This is a genomic window from Leifsonia araucanica, from assembly GCF_051161895.1.
Lineage (GTDB): Bacteria > Actinomycetota > Actinomycetes > Actinomycetales > Microbacteriaceae > Leifsonia.
The window spans coordinates 1,107,362-1,123,673 of sequence record NZ_JBMBTW010000002.1 but is presented as its reverse complement, the minus strand read 5'-3'; the positions used below and the strand labels follow the sequence as shown (position 1 = coordinate 1,123,673).

Genomic DNA, 16,312 nt, shown 5'->3' with positions numbered 1-16,312 from the left:
GTTCAGTAGTTTATTGCAGTCGCGCCGACCGGCGGCGGACTAAAGGGTGTGCAGCGGCTTGCCCGCGAGGTACAGGAAGGCCTCGCCGAGCGACTCGTTCTGCGTGGGGTGCGCGTGGACGAGCGGGGCGATGTCTTCGGGGTATGCCTCCCAGTTGACCGCGAGCTGTGCCTCGCCGATCAGCTCGCCGACGCGGGCGCCGATCATGTGGACGCCGACGACGGGGCCGTCGACGACGCGGACGACCTTGACGGAGCCGCTGGTGCCGATGATCTCGCTCTTGCCGTTGCCCGCGAGGCTGTAGTCGTAGCTCGACACCTTGTCAGCGCCGTACTGCTCGACGGCCTTGGCCTCCGTGAGACCGACCGACGCGACCTCGGGGTCGCAGTAGGTGACCTTCGGGATGTTGACATCCGGGACGATGATCGGGTTGAGGCCCGCGATCTCCTCCGCGACGAAGATGCCCTGCTGGAAGCCGCGGTGCGCGAGCTGCAGGCCGGGGACGATGTCGCCGACGGCGTAGACGCCGGGGACGCTCGTCTGGAGGCGCTCGTCGGTGATGACGAAGCCGCGGTCGAGCGTGATGCCCGCCTCCTCGTAGCCGAGGTTGGCGGTCGACGGGCCGCGGCCGACGGCGACGAGCAGCAGCTCGGCGTCGACCGTGTCGCCGTTCTCGAGCGTCACGACGACGCCGTCGTCGTTCTGGGTCACGCCGGAGAACCGGACGCCCAGGCGGTAGTCGATGCCGCGGCGGCGGAACGCGCGCTCCAGCGACTTGCTGATGGTCTCGTCCTCGTTGGGGACGAGGTGTGGGAGGGCCTCGATGATGGTGACGTCCGCGCCGAAGGACTTCCAGACGCTCGCGAACTCGACGCCGATGACGCCGCCGCCGAGCACGGCGACCTTCTTGGGCACGAAGTCCAGCTCGAGGGCCTGCTCGCTCGTGATGACGCGGCCGCCGATCTCGAGACCGGGGAGCGAGCGCGAGTACGAGCCCGTGGCGAGGATGACGTTCTTGCCGACGATGGTGTCGTCGCCGACCTGCACCGTGGTGGGGGAGGTCAGGCGACCTTCACCCTCGATGACGGTGATCTTGCGAGCCTTGACCAGGCCCTGCAGTCCCTTGTACTTCTTGGCGACGATGCCCTGGCGGTATTCCGTCACGCCGTTGATGTCGATGCCCTGGAACTCCGTGACGATGCCGTACTTCGACGACTCGCGGGAGTAGTCCGCCACCTCGGCCGCGTGCAGCAGGGCCTTGGTGGGAATGCATCCTCGGTGCAGGCAGGTGCCTCCGACCTTGTCTTTCTCGATCATCCCAACGGTGAAACCGAGCTCGGCCGCACGCAGCGCTGCTGCGTAGCCTCCACTCCCACCGCCGAGCACCACAATGTCAAAGTTCTGCTCAGACACCCAGCTACTCCCTCGCGCATCAGGATTCGTGACACGACCCTGCCCCGAGGGGTCACTCGTGGGCAGGCGTTTGTTTGCGGCAAGAATTTTTCTTGCCCATACGACCCTACTACTTCCGGGAAAAGTCCTCGGCCAACCGGATGAGGGCGCGCACGGTGACGGCGGTCGGTCCCTTCCCGGTGAAACCGTAGGGAGAGGCGGGTCCCTTGGCGGGTCCCGCGATGTCCAGGTGGGCCCACGGGATGCGCGGCGAATCCTCAGCATCGCCGGTGCGGCCGACGAACTCCTGGAGGAAGACCGCGGCGAGCAGCATCCCTCCCGCGGTGTTTCCGGGGTTGGCGTTGGCGATGTCCGCGACCTCGGAGTTGATGGTCGCGCGCAGCTCGCCGGGGAGCGGCATCGGCCAGAGCAGTTCGCCGGACGACTTCGCGGCGTCGACGACCTCGCCGACCAGCTCGTCGTCGCCCATGACGGCGGCGTAGCGGGTGCCGAGGGCGACCATCGCCGCCCCGGTCAGGGTCGCGACGTCCACGATCGCGTCCGGGCGCTCCTCGCTCGCGGCGACCAGGCCGTCGGCCATCACCAGCCTGCCCTCCGCGTCGGTGTTGAGCACCTCGACGGTCCTGCCGCCCCGGATGCGCAGCACGTCGTTGGGCCGGATCGCCGACCCGGACGGCATGTTCTCCGCGATGCAGAGCCACGCGGTCACTTTCACCGGCAGTTCCAGCCTGGCCGCGGCGAGCACGACGGCGAGCACGGTGGCCGCTCCCGTCATGTCGTACTTCATGCCGACCATCCCGGTCGGCGGCTTGAGCGACAGCCCACCGGTGTCGAACGTGATGCCCTTGCCGACCAGCGCGAGGTGCTTGGCCGCTCCGGCGGGCGAGTAGGTGACCTTGACGAGCCGCGGCGGGCGGGTCGAGCCCTGGCCGACACCGAGGATGCCGCCGAAGCCGTCCGCTTCCAGGTCCTTCTCATCCCAGACCCGCACATCCACTGGTAGCCCGGCGGCTGCGCGCTCCGCGGCGTCGGCGAGGGTCGCGGGGTAGAGGTCGAGCGGTGGCGTGTTGACGAGGTCCTTGACGAGCGCGACGGCCTCGGCTGCCGCAGTGGCGCGGGCGACGAGCGCGTCGAGTGCGTCCGCCCCGGATGCGTCGCCCGGCGTCCCGACGACCTCGATGGCTGCGACGGGCGCCTTCACGGCCGCCTTCGACGCCTCACGGTACGTCGTGAACGCGTACGACCCGAGGGCAGCGCCCTCCAGCACCGCGGCGAGCTGCTCGTCGCCGTCCGCGGGCAGCGCGACGGTGACGGCCGCCGTGCCGGCGAGCTGGCGGATGCCGCTGCCCGCCGCGTAGCGCAGCGCGTCGGCATCCACGGTCTCCGGCAATCCGATCACCGCGAGCGACGGCCCACCGGCGCCGCCAGGGAGCCGGACCAGCTCGTCCCGTCCTCCACCGAAGCCGACGGCCTGCAGCTGCGCAGCGACATCGCCAGCGGCCGTCACGGCGGCGTCGACGGCGGAGTTCGCCACCATGTCGACGGAGCCACCGGATGCGCGTGCGCCGATCAGGAGCACGTCACCGGACGGGGACACGGCGGAGGCGGACGAAAGCGAGAGAGAGGGGACGGTCATGCCTCGAATCTAGCCGCTGCCGCGCGCCGGCGGCCGTGTTCGCTGTGGGCGTGTGCCTTCCGGGCCGGTTCGCAGGGTCCGCCGGGAACGGGCGGCTTAGAGTTGAAATATGCGCGATCCGGGTGACCTGTACGAGCTCAACGCGGCCCTCTCGGAGGTGCCCGCTGGCCTCAACCTGGTCGCGGGCCTGACCGGGTTCGCCGACGCGGGTTCCGGCGTCAGCCAGCTGGGCACCTATCTGCTCGGAACGCTCGACAACGAGGTGGTCGCCACCTTCGACGCCGACATCCTGCTCGACTACCGTGCCCGCCGGCCGATCATCTACTTCGACCAGGACCACCTCACCGACTACCAGCCGGCAACGCTCAAGCTCTACCTCGCGTACGACGAGCTGCGCCAGCCGTTCCTCCTTCTCTCCGGCTTCGAGCCCGACTTCCAGTGGGAGCGGTTCACGCAGGCCATCCTCGACCTCATCGACAGGCTCAAGGTGAAGTCGGTCACCTGGGTGCACTCCATCCCGATGCCGGTGCCGCACACGCGCCCGATCGGCGTGACCGTCAGCGGCAACCGCTCCGACCTGATCGACTCGATGTCGATCTGGAAGCCGCACACGCAGGTCCCGGCCAACGCGCTGCACCTGCTCGAGTTCCGGCTGCAGCAGCTGTCGTACCCGATCGCCGGGTTCATCCTGCTCATCCCGCACTACCTGGCGGACACGGAGTACCCCGCCGCCGCCATCGCCGCGCTCGACAGCATCAGCGCGGCCACCGGGCTGATCTTCCCCACCGACCGGCTGCGCCAGGAGGACAGGGAGTTCATCGCGAACATCGACGAGCAGGTCGATTCGAACGCCGAGCTCGGCCGGCTGGTCGGAACGCTCGAGGAGCGTCACGACAGCTATATGGAGGACAACCAGCTGCGGTCGCCGCTGACCGACCGCGACGGCGAGCTGCCGAGCGCGGACGAGATCGCCGCCGAGCTGGAGAACTTCCTCGCGTTCCGCCGCCACGGCGACGAGGAGAACGGGCCCACCGCGTCCTGACGCGCATCCCGCCCGGCGTGGTCGGTAATACGCTGGAGGAGTGAATTCGCGGCGCTCCTGGCTCATCTTCGGGATCGGCGTCTTCGCCTACCTGATCGCGGTCATGCAGCGCACGAGCATCGGCGTCGCCGGAGTAGCAGCGACCGAGCGCTTCCACAGCACGGCGTCCGTGCTCTCGACCCTCGCCGTCGTGCAGCTGATCGTGTACGCCGCCATGCAGATCCCGGTCGGCGTGCTGATCGACAGGGTCGGCTCGCGCTGGCTGATGGCGGTCGGCACAGCGCTGATGATCGTCGGCCAGGTGACCGTGGCGTTCGCGCCGACCATCGGAGTCGCCATCCTGGGACGCATCCTGGTCGGGGCGGGGGATGCGACGGTGTTCACCTCGCTGATGCGCCTGATCAACTCGTGGTTCCGCGGGCGGCTGGTGCCGCAGCTGTCCCAGTGGATCGGCAACATCGGCCAGCTGGGTCAGGTGCTGTCCGCCATCCCGTTCGCGATCATCCTGCATCAGTCGGGATGGACGACCGCGTTCCTCAGCGCCGCATCGCTCTCGGTGATCGCGCTCGTCGGCATCGTCGCCGCGATCTCGGACAGGCCGGTCGGCTCGTCGGAGGGCCCGCGCCCCGCCACCTGGGGCGAGTCCATCCGGCAGCTCAGGGTGAGCCTGGCGCGGCCGGGAACGCAGCTCGGCTTCTGGTCGCACTTCGTCACCCAGTCCTCCGGCACCGTGTTCAGCCTGATGTGGGGGTTGCCGTTCATGGTGTTCGCGCTCGGGATCGACCCGGCGGAGGCGTCCGGGCTGCTGATCGTCGCCGTCGTGGCCGGTCTCATCTCCGGCCCCATCCTGGGCGTGCTCACCGCGCGCCACCCGCTGCGGCGCAGCAACCTGGTGCTGGGGATCGTCGCCATGATGGGCGTGGTCTGGGCCGTGGTGCTGCTCTGGCCGGGCACGCCGCCGCTCTGGCTGCTCATCGTTCTGCTGATCGCGATCGGGATCGGCGGGCCCGGCTCCCTGATCGGGTTCGACTTCGCCCGCACTTCCAACCCGCTGCGCAGTCTCGGCTCGGCGAACGGCATCGTCAACGTCGGCGGCTTCCTCGCCAGCTTCGTGATGATGTTCCTGATCGGGCTGGCGCTCGACGGGCAGAACGCCGCCCGCGTCGCAGCAGGGGGAGCATCCGACCTGTATGCCCTGGATGCGTTCCGCTGGGCGTTCGCGATCCAGTACGTGATCGTGGGCATCGGCGTCGGATTCCTGGTGCGTGCGAGACGCCGCACCCGCCGCCTGTTGTCCGAGGACGAGGGAATAGAAGTGGCCCCGTTGTGGGTTCTACTCTCTGACGCGTGGAAGAGACGCGGACGAGGGGCGGCCGGCTGAAAGCGGCTGGGCGGCGGCGGAGCACCGATGGTCGGGGGCGGCCATGAATCGTGCAATAATAGTTGATCGGACCCGTTCATATCCAGGGGCTCGGAGCATGGAAAACTGCACCGCGCACAGACCCAGGACTTGACATGGGTCTTAGTAATGTCCGCACGCAACCTGAGCCAGGCCAAGGCGCTTCGGATTCTCGGCCCCTCCGCTTGGTATGAAAGGTGTTCACATGGCAACCCGTGCAGCAACGAAAGCTCCAGAAGCAGAGGTGACCGGGGCCGAGGTCACCGAGGCCGAGGTCACTGAGACCGCAGCGAAGAAGACGGCGGCGAAGGCCGCTCCGGCAGCGAAGAAGACGGCAGCGAAGGCTCCCGCGAAGAAGGCCCCTGCGAAGGCGACCGCCAAGAAGGGCGCGAGCAAGGCCAAGGGCGACGACGAGCTCGGCGACGACGACGCCGTCGAGATCGACGAAGAGGAGACCGCGGAGGTCGAGGTCGAGGCAGCAGCCGACGACAGCGACGACGCGGAGGAGAAGTCGGACGACGACGACGCCAAGCCCGCTGCGGCCGACGAGCCCCTGCCGACGGGAGCACTCGTGCTCCGCGCCGTCGACGAGGACGACGACATCCCGGTGTACTCCACCACGATCACCGGCGCCACGGCAGACCCCGTCAAGGACTACCTGAAGCAGATCGGCAAGGTCGCCCTGCTGAACGCGGCGGAGGAGGTCGAGCTCGCGATGCGGATCGAGGCCGGCCTGTTCGCCGAGGACAAGCTCGCCAACACGCCGAACATGCCGCGTGAGCTCGAGCGCGAGCTCAAGTGGGTCGCGCGCGACGGCCAGCGGGCCAAGAGCCACCTGCTCGGAGCGAACCTCCGACTGGTCGTCTCGCTCGCCAAGCGGTACACCGGTCGCGGGATGCAGTTCCTCGACCTCATCCAGGAAGGCAATCTGGGCCTCATCCGTGCCGTCGAGAAGTTCGACTACACCAAGGGCTTCAAGTTCTCGACGTACGCCACCTGGTGGATCCGTCAGGCGATCACCCGCGCGATGGCCGACCAGGCCCGCACCATCCGCATCCCGGTGCACATGGTCGAGGTCATCAACAAGCTGGCCCGTGTGCAGCGGCAGATGCTGCAAGACCTGGGCCGCGAGCCCACGCCGGAAGAGCTGAGCCGCGAACTCGACATGACCCCCGAGAAGGTCATCGAGGTGCAGAAGTACGGCCGTGAGCCGATCTCGCTGCACACCCCGCTCGGCGAGGACGGCGACAGCGAGTTCGGCGACCTGATCGAGGACACGGAGGCGGTCGTCCCGGCCGACGCTGTGGGCTTCACGATGCTGCAGAAGCAGCTCGAGAGCCTCCTCGACTCGCTCTCGGAGCGCGAGGCCGGAGTGATCCGGATGCGCTTCGGGCTCGGCGATGGCATGCCGAAGACGCTCGACCAGATCGGTGACACGTTCGGGGTGACGCGTGAGCGCATCCGTCAGATCGAGTCGAAGACGATGGCGAAGCTCCGCCACCCGTCCCGGTCGCAGTCGCTCCGCGACTACCTCGAGTAGGCCGGGGGAGTGCGCTACAGGCTAGCGGTCGTCGCCGGTCGTCTCGCCCGCTGGCTGCTGCGCCTGCGCGGCGGCGGCTCGGCTGTGCCGGGACGCGTCGCGCTCGCGATCGCGCCGAAGTTCCTGGAGCGAGCCGTCGCCGAGCTTCCGCTCGGCGTCGTGTTCGTCTCCGGGTCGAACGGCAAGTCGACCACGACGAACATGCTCACGGGCATCCTGCGCGAGCACGGGCTGACCGTGTTCACCAACCCGTCGGGAGGCAACCTCCCGCAGGGGATCGCGTCCGCGCTGCTCGCCACCGTCCCGCTGGACGGGCGCGTGCGCGCCGACGTCGGGGTGATCGAGGTGGACGAGGCGTACGGCGTCGACCTGGCGACCATCCTGAAGCCACGGGGCTCGCTGCTGCTGAACGTGCAGATCGACCAGCTCAACCGGTTCTTCGAGCCGACCAGAGTGGTCGGGATGCTCCGCTCGATCGGCGCATCCTCGTCGGAGTTCGTCGTGGTGAACGCCGACGACGACAGCCTCGCGCGGGTCGGTGCCGAACTGCTCGCCGAGGGCCGCAACGTCTCCACGTTCGCGGTGGCGCCGTCGATCATCGACGCGTCGCCGAACGGGCTCGCTAACGTCAAGGACGTGTCCGGCGTGCCGGCGGGAGCGCTTCCCGTGCCCTCCGTGTTCGTCAGCGAACTGGACGCGCGCAGTGCGCGCCTCGCGTTCGGCGGCGAGAGCGTGCAGGTGGCCCTCCCCGCCCGCGGACTGCACTACGCCGTGGATGCGGCCGGTGCGACCGCGATGGCCCGCCGCCTGCTCGGCGACCGGTTCCGTCCGGACGCCGTAGTGGCGGCGATGTCGTCGCTGCGCACCGTCTACGGCCGCGGCGAGACCCTGCGGGTCGGCGACGAGGACATCGAGATCATCATGATGAAGAACCCGCCGAGCCTGCAGCTGAACCTCGACTACCTCAGCGCGCCGCCCGAGCAGGTCTTCGTGGCCGTCGACGAGGGAACGCCGGACCCGTCGTGGGTCTACGACATCGACCTCTCGTCGATCGAGCACGTGGATGTGGTCTCCGGCACGAAGGCGTGGCAGTTCGCCACCCGGTTCGCGTACGCGGGCATCCCGGTCGACCAGGTCGTCCCGGAGCTGAAGCCAGCGTTGACCGCGTTCCTCGCGCTGCCGAAGCCCGCGACCGGCACCAAGACCATGATCGTCAACTACGAGCAGATGATGCTGATCCGCAAGCAGCTCGGCTTCCTCGACCTGGAGGGCGGCGAACGATGAGCGTGTTGCGCATCCTGCACCTGTACCCGGCCGAGCTGGGCATCAACGGCGACGCCGGGAACGTGACGGCCCTGGTCGAGCGCGCCTGCTGGCGTGGCATCGACGCCGAGGTCGTTCGTCATCCGGTCGGCGGCGTGCTACCGGAGTCTGTGGACATCGTGCACATCGGCAGCGGCCCGCTCTCGTCGCAGCGGGCGGTGCTCGCGGACGTGCAGTGCATCGCCCCGGCGCTGCGGGACTGGCGGGACGCCGGCATCCCGATCCTGGCGATCGCCGGAGGCTGGCAGCTGCTCGGCACCGAACTGGTCACGGCCGACGGCGAGCGTCTTGCCGGGGCCGGCGTCTTCCCGACGCGCGCCCAGCTGGGCGCGGCCAGGCACGTCGGCGAGATCGTCGTGCGCACCGCGCAGGGAACGGTGGCCGGCTTCGAGAACCACTCGGCGACGACCACGCTGGAGGGCGCAGAGCCATTCGGCCAGGTCGTCAGCGGCACCGGAAACGACGGCGGGCAGACCGAGGGCGTCGCGCTGGCCGCGGCCATCGGAACGCACCTGCACGGCCCCGTGCTGCCGATGAACCCCGCACTGGCCGACCGGATGCTCGCGACCGCCCTGCGCACCGAACTCGCGCCGGTGCAGCAGACCGAGAGCGTCGACCGCTACGCGGCCAACGCGCGCCGCGCCATCGCCGACCGCCTCGGCGTCAAGCTCTAGCCCGAGCCCCGGACCCTGGCCCCGGCGGCTGGCTGCCTGGCCGCCCGCCCGCCTGCCCTACCGGCTGTCCTCACCACCTACCACGCCACTCACCTCCCACCACGCCCGAACTCCGTTCGAACGGAGTTCCACCCGGCCCGCGCGCGTTTCTCCGCACGAGCGGAGTCGCAGACGGCGTGTCGCGCGGATTCTCCGGTGTTGCGTAAAGGAGGAAGTCTGGGCCGACACGCCGCGGGTGCATCCTGTGCAGCGGAGATATGGGGCGATCCGGCTGGAATCTCCGCTTGAACGGAGCGGGCCAGCGCAGGGAAAGATGTGCGGCGGTGGGGGTGCGCGGCGCGGTCAGCCGACGTAGACGCGCGGGACGCGCTGCGCGACGCCGGTGAGCATCTCGTCGGCGATCGTCTCCGCCCAGTCCGCCCACTTCTCGGCGATGACCTCGCCGTTGACGCCAGGGCCGAACAGGATCGCCGTGTCGCCGACCTCCACGCGATTCGCGCCGACGTCGACGAGCATCGAGTCCGCGTCGACCGCGAGCACCGGGCAGGGCAGCCCGCCGATGGAGACGTGCGCCTTCGCGATCCCGAGCGTCGGCACGCCGTCCGCGTATCCGATGCCGATGCGGGCGTGCGTGGTGCCGCCGACGTGGATGCGGGTGACCGGCGCTTCCAGGCGCATCGCCGGGATGAGCCCCAGGTCGGCGCCCGTGCTGTCGTCGAAGGGGGAGACGCCGTATGCGGCGATCCCGAACCGGACGAGGTCGAATCGCGCCTCGGGCATCCGGATGCCCGCCGAACTCGCGGCGAGGTGCAGGATCTCGAACGTGGCCCCGTGCTCCTCGGCGACCACGACCGCCTCCCGGAACTGGGCGAGCGCCGCCTCGTCGTCGGCGATGGAGGCGTCTGCGAGATGCGACCACGCCGCCCGGATGCGCACGATGCCCTGCTTCTGCAGCGCGACGGCCGCATCCACCAGCCCCGGCCAGTCTTCGCGGGTGGCGCCGTTGCGGCTGAGGCCGGTGTCGACCTTGAGGTGCACGACGGCGGGACGGTCGGCACCGGATGCGGCGATCGCGTCGAGCTGCCAGCGAGCCGAGATCCCCAGCTCGATGTCGGCCTCGATGCCCGCGCGCCAGTCGGTGTCCGCACCGTGCAGCCAGGCGAGCAGGGGCACGGTGATACCCGCGTGCCGCAGCACCAGGCCCACCGGGATCTCGAGGACGGCCAGCGACGCTGCGCCGGATTCGATGCCGGCCTCCGCGACAGGAAGCAGGCCGTGGCCGTACGCGTCCGCCTTGACCGCGAGCATCAACTCGGACGGTGCGATGAGGGAGGTGAGATGCGAGACGTTGTGGCGGAGCGCCGCGAGGTCGATGACCGCGCGCGGCAGGGGCTCCGCGATGGCGTCGACGATGGTCATTCGTAGACCCTCTCGATGCGGCGGCCGAGCCGCGCGGTGATGACGGGGGCGGCGATGCCGATGAGGTCCGCCAATTCGCCCACGGACGGATCGCGGTGTTCCGGGTTCCCGAACAGCACAGCGTCGTCTCCGGGCTCGGCAGTGGAGTCGTGGAGGTCGACGACGAACTGGTCCATCGCGATGCGGCCTGTCACGCGGCCCACGAAGTCTCCGATGCGGACGGGCGCCTTGTTCGAGACGACGCGCGGGATGCCGTCGGCGAAGCCGAGCGCGACCAGCGCCAGCGTGGTGTCCTGCCGCGTGCGGTAGGTGTAGCCGTAGGAGACGCCGCTGTCGGCGTGCACGCGCTTGACGGCGATGACCTCGCCGGAGAGCCGCATGGCCGGACGCCCGCCGCTTGCCAGCCCGAAGAGCTCGGGCCCGGCGACGTGCGGGTCGACAGCGGCATCCGGATCGGCGACGCGTGCGCCGGAGACTCCGGCGTCCGCCAGAGCGGCCTGGTCTTCGACCCGGGAGACGAGAAAACCGCCGACCCCCGCATCCGACAGCGCACGTGCCACGGGGATGAGCCCGTGTCCGTACGCGTCGGCGCGGAGATCGGCGGTGAGGTCGGTGAGCGGCCCGGTCGCCGCAGCGTTCGCCAGGATGGCGTTCAGGTCGATGACGGCGCGCCTACGCACGCCCCTCGGCCGTCCACTCATGTCTGGGTGACTCGCTGCAGTGCCGCGAACGCGTTACGCGCGCTGCTCTTCGAAGAGACGCGCCGTCTCGTCGTGCCAGCTGTGCGCGATCTGCGAGAGCTTCTCCTGGTGCTTCTTGCCGTGGTGGGCACAGAACAGGAGCTCGCCGTTGTTCACGACAACGCGGATGTATGCCTGGGCTCCGCAGCTGTCGCAACGGTCGGCCGCCGTCAGTTGCGGCCCCGATGCGAGCTCGTCAACCGCACCGTTCTCCGTGGTGATCGTCGACATGTGATGCTCCTTTCAGATCGCAACCGTGAACTCGGTACTTATATAGAACCACGTTCCGGACGGAACACTGCCCGATTCGCCCGCTATTTCGCTGAACGCGTAGCACACACTCAGGCGGGTGTCGGTGACGGGACGCACAGCCGGCACTCCGTAGGCTGGAGAGTGTGTGACGTCGGCATCCATCCGGCGCATCGGAATCGCAAGGAGCGCTCGTGGCGAGCTCGGACTATTCGGCCAGACATCTCTCCGTCCTGGAGGGGCTGGAGGCGGTGCGCAAGCGCCCCGGCATGTACATCGGATCGACGGATTCCCGCGGTCTCATGCACTGCCTGTGGGAGATCATCGACAACTCCGTCGACGAGGCGCTCGCCGGGCACGGGTCGAGCATCGAGGTCGTCCTGCACGCCGACGAGAGCGTCGAGGTGCGGGACAGGGCCCGCGGCATCCCCGTCGACATCGAGCCGAAGACCGGCCTGTCCGGCGTCGAGGTGGTCTTCACGAAGCTGCACGCCGGCGGCAAGTTCGGCAGCGGATCGTACGCAGCATCCGGTGGCCTGCACGGCGTCGGCGCGTCCGTCGTCAACGCGCTCTCCGAGCGGCTCGACGTCGAGGTCGACCGCGACGGTAAGACCTGGGCCATGTCGTTCCACCGGGGAGAGCCCGGCATCTTCGACGACGGGAAGAACGAGCCGAGCCCGGATGCGCCGTTCACGCCGTTCGTTAAGAACAGCGAACTGCGCGTGGTCGGCAAGGCGGCCAAAGGCGCGACCGGCACGCGCATCCGGTACTGGGCGGACAGGCAGATCTTCACGAAGGGTGCGGACTTCCAGGCCGACGACCTGGTGGGGCGCGCGCGGCAGACCGCGTTCCTGGTGCCCGGCCTCAGCATCAGCATCGACGACAAGCGCAGCGACGATGGAGAGAAGACCACCTTCGAGTACCAGGGCGGCATCTCCGAGTTCGTCGACTTCCTCGCGCCGGACAGCCCCATCACCGAGACCTGGCGGCTCACCGGCAGCGGCACGTTCACCGAGACGGTCCCCGTGCTCTCCGACAGCGGAGCGATGCTCCCCACCGAGCTCACCCGCGAGTGCGAGGTCGACATCGCCCTGCGCTGGGGCACCGGATACGAGACGGTGATGCGCAGCTTCGTGAACATCATCGCCACGCCGAAGGGCGGAAGCCACCAGACCGGCTTCGACCAGGGGATGCTCAAATTCCTCCGCGCACAGGTGGAGCAGAACGCGCGCAGGCTGAAGGTCGGCAACGACAAGCTGGACAAGGACGACGTGATGGCCGGCCTCACCGCCGTCCTCACCGTGCGCCTGCCCGAACCGCAGTTCGAGGGCCAGACCAAGGAGATCCTCGGTACGCCCGCCGTGCGCGCGATCGTGGCCCAGGTGGTGCAGAAGGCGATGGCCGAGCGGTTCTCGTCGACCAAGCGCGACGACAAGGCGCAGTCGGCCCTGCTGCTCGACAAGGTCGTCGCCGAGATGAAGTCCAGGATCTCCGCGCGCGCCCACAAGGAGACGCAGCGCCGCAAGAACGCGCTGGAGACCTCGTCCCTGCCGGCGAAGCTGGTGGACTGCCGGTCGAGCGACGTGGCCAACAGCGAGCTGTTCATCGTCGAGGGCGACTCGGCGCTCGGCACCGCGCGCCGTGCGCGCGACAGCGAGTATCAGGCGCTGCTGCCGATCCGCGGCAAGATCCTCAACGTGCAGAAGGCGTCGGTCTCCGACATGCTCTCCAACGCGGAGTGTGCGGCGATCATCCAGGTGATCGGGGCCGGTTCCGGCCGCAGCTTCGACCTGGCGACGGCGCGGTACGGCAAGGTCATCATCATGTCCGACGCGGATGTGGACGGTGCGCACATCCGGACGCTGCTGCTGACGCTGTTCTTCCGCTACATGCGGCCGATGATCGAGGAGGGTCGCGTGTTCGCGGCCGTGCCCCCGCTGCACCGCGTGATCGTCGTGAACCCGGGCTCCAAGCCGAACGAGACGATCTACACGTACTCGGAGGCGGAGCTGCAGGCGGTGCTCGCCGACCTGAAGAAGCGCAACAAGCGCTATCAGGAGCCGATCCAGCGCTACAAGGGACTCGGCGAGATGGATGCGGACCAGCTGGCGACCACCACGATGGACCGCCACCACCGCACCCTGCGGCGCGTGCGCGTCCCGGACGCCGAGCAGGCCTCCCGTGTCTTCGAGCTGCTGATGGGCAACGACGTCGCCCCGCGCAAGGAGTTCATCATCGCCGGGGCCGACGATCTCTCCCGCTCCCGCATCGACGCCTAGCCCGGTCAAACAATCGAGTCCGAAGTTGTTCACGCCTGCGACGGCGTGTCGCGTGAATAACTTCGGACTCGATTGTTTTGGGGTGGGGGAGCGCGGTCAGGCGAGGCGGCGGCCGACGGAGGCGACGACCATGTCGAGCGGGGTGCCGGAGGCGTCGCGGCGGACGAGCGTGTCCGGGAGGGCCCGTGCTGCACCGTCGGCGGCGACCGCCAGGGCGGGAGCACGGCCGACCCAGGCGAGCTGCAGTTCCGTCTCACCCTTGAGGAAGCGCTGGGAGCGCACGCCGCCGGTTGCGCGGCCCTTGGCCGGGAACTCGGCGAACTCGCTCATCTTGCCGCTGCCGGGGTCTGCGCCGAGGAGGGTGTCTCCTCCGGCGGCGATGGTGACGACGACGGTCTCGTCCTTCTCGTCGGCCGGCACGCTGCCGAAGTAGACGACCCGCGCATCCGCGCCGAGGTTGATGCCGGCCATGCCGCCCGCCGAACGACCCTGCGGGCGCACGGCGGTGGCGGGGAAGCGCAGCAGCTGGGTGTCGCTGGCCACGAACACCAGCTCGTCGGTGTCGTCGCCCTGCACGGCTCCGACGACCTCGTCGCCCGCCTTCAGCGCGATGATCTCGAACTCCGGCTTGTTGGCCCAGTCGCCGGGGGAGACCCGCTTGACGACGCCCTGCTTGGTGCCGAGCGCGATGGCCCTCGGCGCGTCGAGCGACACGATCGCGAGCACCTTCTCCTTGCGGTCGGCCATCGCCAGGTAGTCGCCGACCTTCACGCCGGCGCCGAGCTGGATCGAGTTGACCGGCGCTGCGGGCAGGTCGACGGGGGAGAACCGGATGAGACGGCCGCGATTGGTGACGGCGCCGATCTCGGTGCGCGTCGTGGTGTCCAGCTGCGACAGGATCGCGTCGTGCTTGCTGCGCCTCGCCGGAGCAGCGATGCGGTCGAGGCCGCCGTCGTCGCCCGGTTGCTGGTCGACGCGCAGGATGCGGCCGGTGGTGGACAGCAGCACCCGGCAGGGCACATCCGCCACCTCGAGCACCACCTGCTGCTTGCCACGCGCAGACGCCGTCGCGATGGACGGACGCGCCTCGGTGAGCAGAGTGCGGCGCGGGGTGCCGAACTTCGCGGCGACCTGCTCCAGCTCGTCGGAGACGAGCGCGTTGATGCGGTCGCGGCTGGCGAGCAGTTCTTCGAGCTCGGCGATCTCCGCTTCGAGCTGGGCCTTCTCGGTCTCCAGTTCGATGCGGGAGAACTTCGTGAGGCGGCGCAGGCGCAGCTCGAGGATGTAGTCGGCCTGCAGGGTGCTCAGGTCGAACACATCCATCAGCCGGGTGCGGGCCTGCTCGGTGTCGTCGCTGGCGCGGATGACCTGGATGACCTCGTCGATGTCGAGGATCGCGATCAGCAGGCCCTCCACCAGGTGCAGGCGTTCCTTGCGCCGGGCGAGCCGGAACTGGGAGCGCCGGGTGACCACCTGGATGCGGTGCCCGAGATACACGGACAGCAGCTCGTGCAGGCCGAGGGTCTGCGGGCCGCCCTCCACGAGCGCGACGTTGTTGATCGAGAAGCCGTCTTCGAGCGGGGTGTGCCGGTACAGCTGCTCCAGCACCGCCTCCGGGCTGAACCCGGTCTTGATGCCGATCACGAGCCGCAGGCCGTGCTGCCGGTCGCTCAGGTCGGTGACGTCGGAGATGCCGGAGAGCTTCTTCGCGTTGACGCCGTCCTTGATCTTCTCGATGACCTTCTCGGGGCCGACGAGGTAGGGCAGCTCGGTGACGACCAGGCCGCTCTTGCGCGCGGTGATCGACTCCACGGTGACCTTGGCGCGGGTCTTGAAGCTGCCGCGGCCGGTCGCATACGCGTCCCGGACGCCGGACAGGCCGACGATCGTGCCTCCGGTGGGGAGGTCGGGGCCCGGCACGTATTCCATCAGGTCGTCGAGCGTGGCATCCGGATGCGCGAGCAGGTGACGCGCGGCGCCGACCACCTCGATGAGGTTGTGCGGAGCCATGTTGGTCGCCATGCCGACCGCGATGCCGCTCGCGCCGTTGACCAAGAGGTTCGGGAACGCGGCGGGGAGCACATCCGGCTGCATCAGCTGGTTGTCGTAGTTGGGGACGAAGTCGACGACGTCCTCGTCGAGGTCCTCCGTGAGGGCGAGCGCCGCCGCTGCGAGGCGCGCCTCGGTGTAGCGCGGGGCGGCCGGTCCGTCGTCGAGCGAGCCGAAGTTGCCGTGGCCGTCGATCAGCGGAACGCGCAGGGTGAAGTCCTGTGCCATGCGCACGAGGGCGTCGTAGATGGCGCTGTCGCCGTGCGGGTGCAGCTTTCCCATCACCTCGCCGGTGACGCGGGCGGACTTGACGTGGCCGCGGTCCGGCCGCAGACCCATCTCGGTCATCTGGTACAGGATGCGCCGCTGCACGGGCTTCAGGCCGTCGCGCGCATCCGGGAGCGCACGCGAGTAGATGACGGAGTACGCGTACTCGAGGAAGGAGCCCTGCATCTCGGTCGTGACGTCGACGTCTTCGATGCGTTCGGTGGTGCCCGCTGCGGCCTGGTCGTCTGCTGGTGTCATTCGTGCAATCTCGGGAGGGGAGAG

General features: G+C 69.2%; 12 protein-coding genes. 6 read left to right on the top strand and 6 right to left on the bottom strand.

Going from position 1 to position 16,312, the window contains the following annotated elements; genetic code table 11:
* Window positions 1-39: 39 nt before the first annotated feature.
* Window positions 40-1,413, bottom strand: coding sequence for a dihydrolipoyl dehydrogenase (gene lpdA, locus ACN6M5_RS05390; RefSeq protein WP_085367851.1), 1,374 nt, complete (start codon window positions 1,411-1,413; stop codon window positions 40-42).
* Between the two features lie 109 nt (window positions 1,414-1,522).
* On the bottom strand, window positions 1,523-3,049 hold the full coding sequence (locus ACN6M5_RS05385; RefSeq protein WP_434948802.1) for a leucyl aminopeptidase: 1,527 nt from the start codon (window positions 3,047-3,049) through the stop codon (window positions 1,523-1,525).
* 109 nt (window positions 3,050-3,158) lie between these two features.
* On the opposite strand from ACN6M5_RS05385, the gene ACN6M5_RS05380 reads away from it, so the two are divergent.
* From ACN6M5_RS05380 to ACN6M5_RS05360, 5 genes are all read left to right on the top strand, one after another.
* A complete protein-coding gene (locus ACN6M5_RS05380) occupies window positions 3,159-4,091 on the top strand; it encodes a proteasome assembly chaperone family protein (RefSeq protein ID WP_085367847.1) in 933 nt (310 codons plus the stop codon).
* 40 nt (window positions 4,092-4,131) lie between these two features.
* The gene (locus ACN6M5_RS05375; RefSeq protein WP_434948801.1) at window positions 4,132-5,472 is read left to right on the top strand and encodes an MFS transporter; all 1,341 of its coding nucleotides are present in this window, start codon (window positions 4,132-4,134) and stop codon (window positions 5,470-5,472) included.
* Between the two features lie 223 nt (window positions 5,473-5,695).
* Window positions 5,696-7,030, top strand: a complete 1,335-nt coding sequence (locus tag ACN6M5_RS05370) for an RNA polymerase sigma factor (protein WP_434948800.1) — start codon at window positions 5,696-5,698, stop codon at window positions 7,028-7,030.
* Between the two features lie 9 nt (window positions 7,031-7,039).
* The gene (locus ACN6M5_RS05365; RefSeq protein WP_434948799.1) at window positions 7,040-8,314 is read left to right on the top strand and encodes a MurT ligase domain-containing protein; all 1,275 of its coding nucleotides are present in this window, start codon (window positions 7,040-7,042) and stop codon (window positions 8,312-8,314) included.
* Entirely contained in the window at window positions 8,311-9,027 is a 717-nt protein-coding gene (locus ACN6M5_RS05360; RefSeq protein WP_434948798.1) for a type 1 glutamine amidotransferase, read from the top strand. Before ACN6M5_RS05365 ends, ACN6M5_RS05360 begins: the two co-directional genes overlap by 4 nt.
* A 342-nt stretch (window positions 9,028-9,369) precedes the next feature.
* Here the strand turns inward: ACN6M5_RS05360 and alr are convergent, their stop codons facing one another.
* The 3 genes from alr to ACN6M5_RS05345 are packed head-to-tail and all read right to left on the bottom strand — an operon-like array spanning window position 9,370 to window position 11,417.
* A complete protein-coding gene (gene alr / locus ACN6M5_RS05355) occupies window positions 9,370-10,446 on the bottom strand; it encodes an alanine racemase (RefSeq protein WP_434948797.1) in 1,077 nt (358 codons plus the stop codon).
* Window positions 10,443-11,126 carry an alanine racemase C-terminal domain-containing protein gene (locus ACN6M5_RS05350; protein WP_434948796.1) on the bottom strand — a complete coding sequence of 228 codons (684 nt, stop codon included), beginning with the start codon at window positions 11,124-11,126 and terminating at the stop codon, window positions 10,443-10,445. Before ACN6M5_RS05350 ends, alr begins: the two co-directional genes overlap by 4 nt.
* 54 nt (window positions 11,127-11,180) lie before the next feature.
* The gene (locus ACN6M5_RS05345) at window positions 11,181-11,417 is read right to left on the bottom strand and encodes a DUF7455 domain-containing protein (RefSeq protein ID WP_055896232.1); all 237 of its coding nucleotides are present in this window, start codon (window positions 11,415-11,417) and stop codon (window positions 11,181-11,183) included.
* A gap of 212 nt (window positions 11,418-11,629) precedes the next feature.
* On the opposite strand from ACN6M5_RS05345, the gene ACN6M5_RS05340 reads away from it, so the two are divergent.
* Window positions 11,630-13,714 carry a DNA gyrase/topoisomerase IV subunit B gene (locus ACN6M5_RS05340; protein ID WP_434948795.1) on the top strand — a complete coding sequence of 695 codons (2,085 nt, stop codon included), beginning with the start codon at window positions 11,630-11,632 and terminating at the stop codon, window positions 13,712-13,714.
* Window positions 13,715-13,810: 96 nt separating this feature from the next.
* Here the strand turns inward: ACN6M5_RS05340 and ACN6M5_RS05335 are convergent, their stop codons facing one another.
* Window positions 13,811-16,288 (bottom strand): DNA gyrase/topoisomerase IV subunit A, encoded by a 2,478-nt coding sequence (locus tag ACN6M5_RS05335; RefSeq protein WP_434948794.1) that lies wholly within the window; start codon window positions 16,286-16,288, stop codon window positions 13,811-13,813.
* Between the last annotated feature and the right edge of the window lie 24 nt (window positions 16,289-16,312).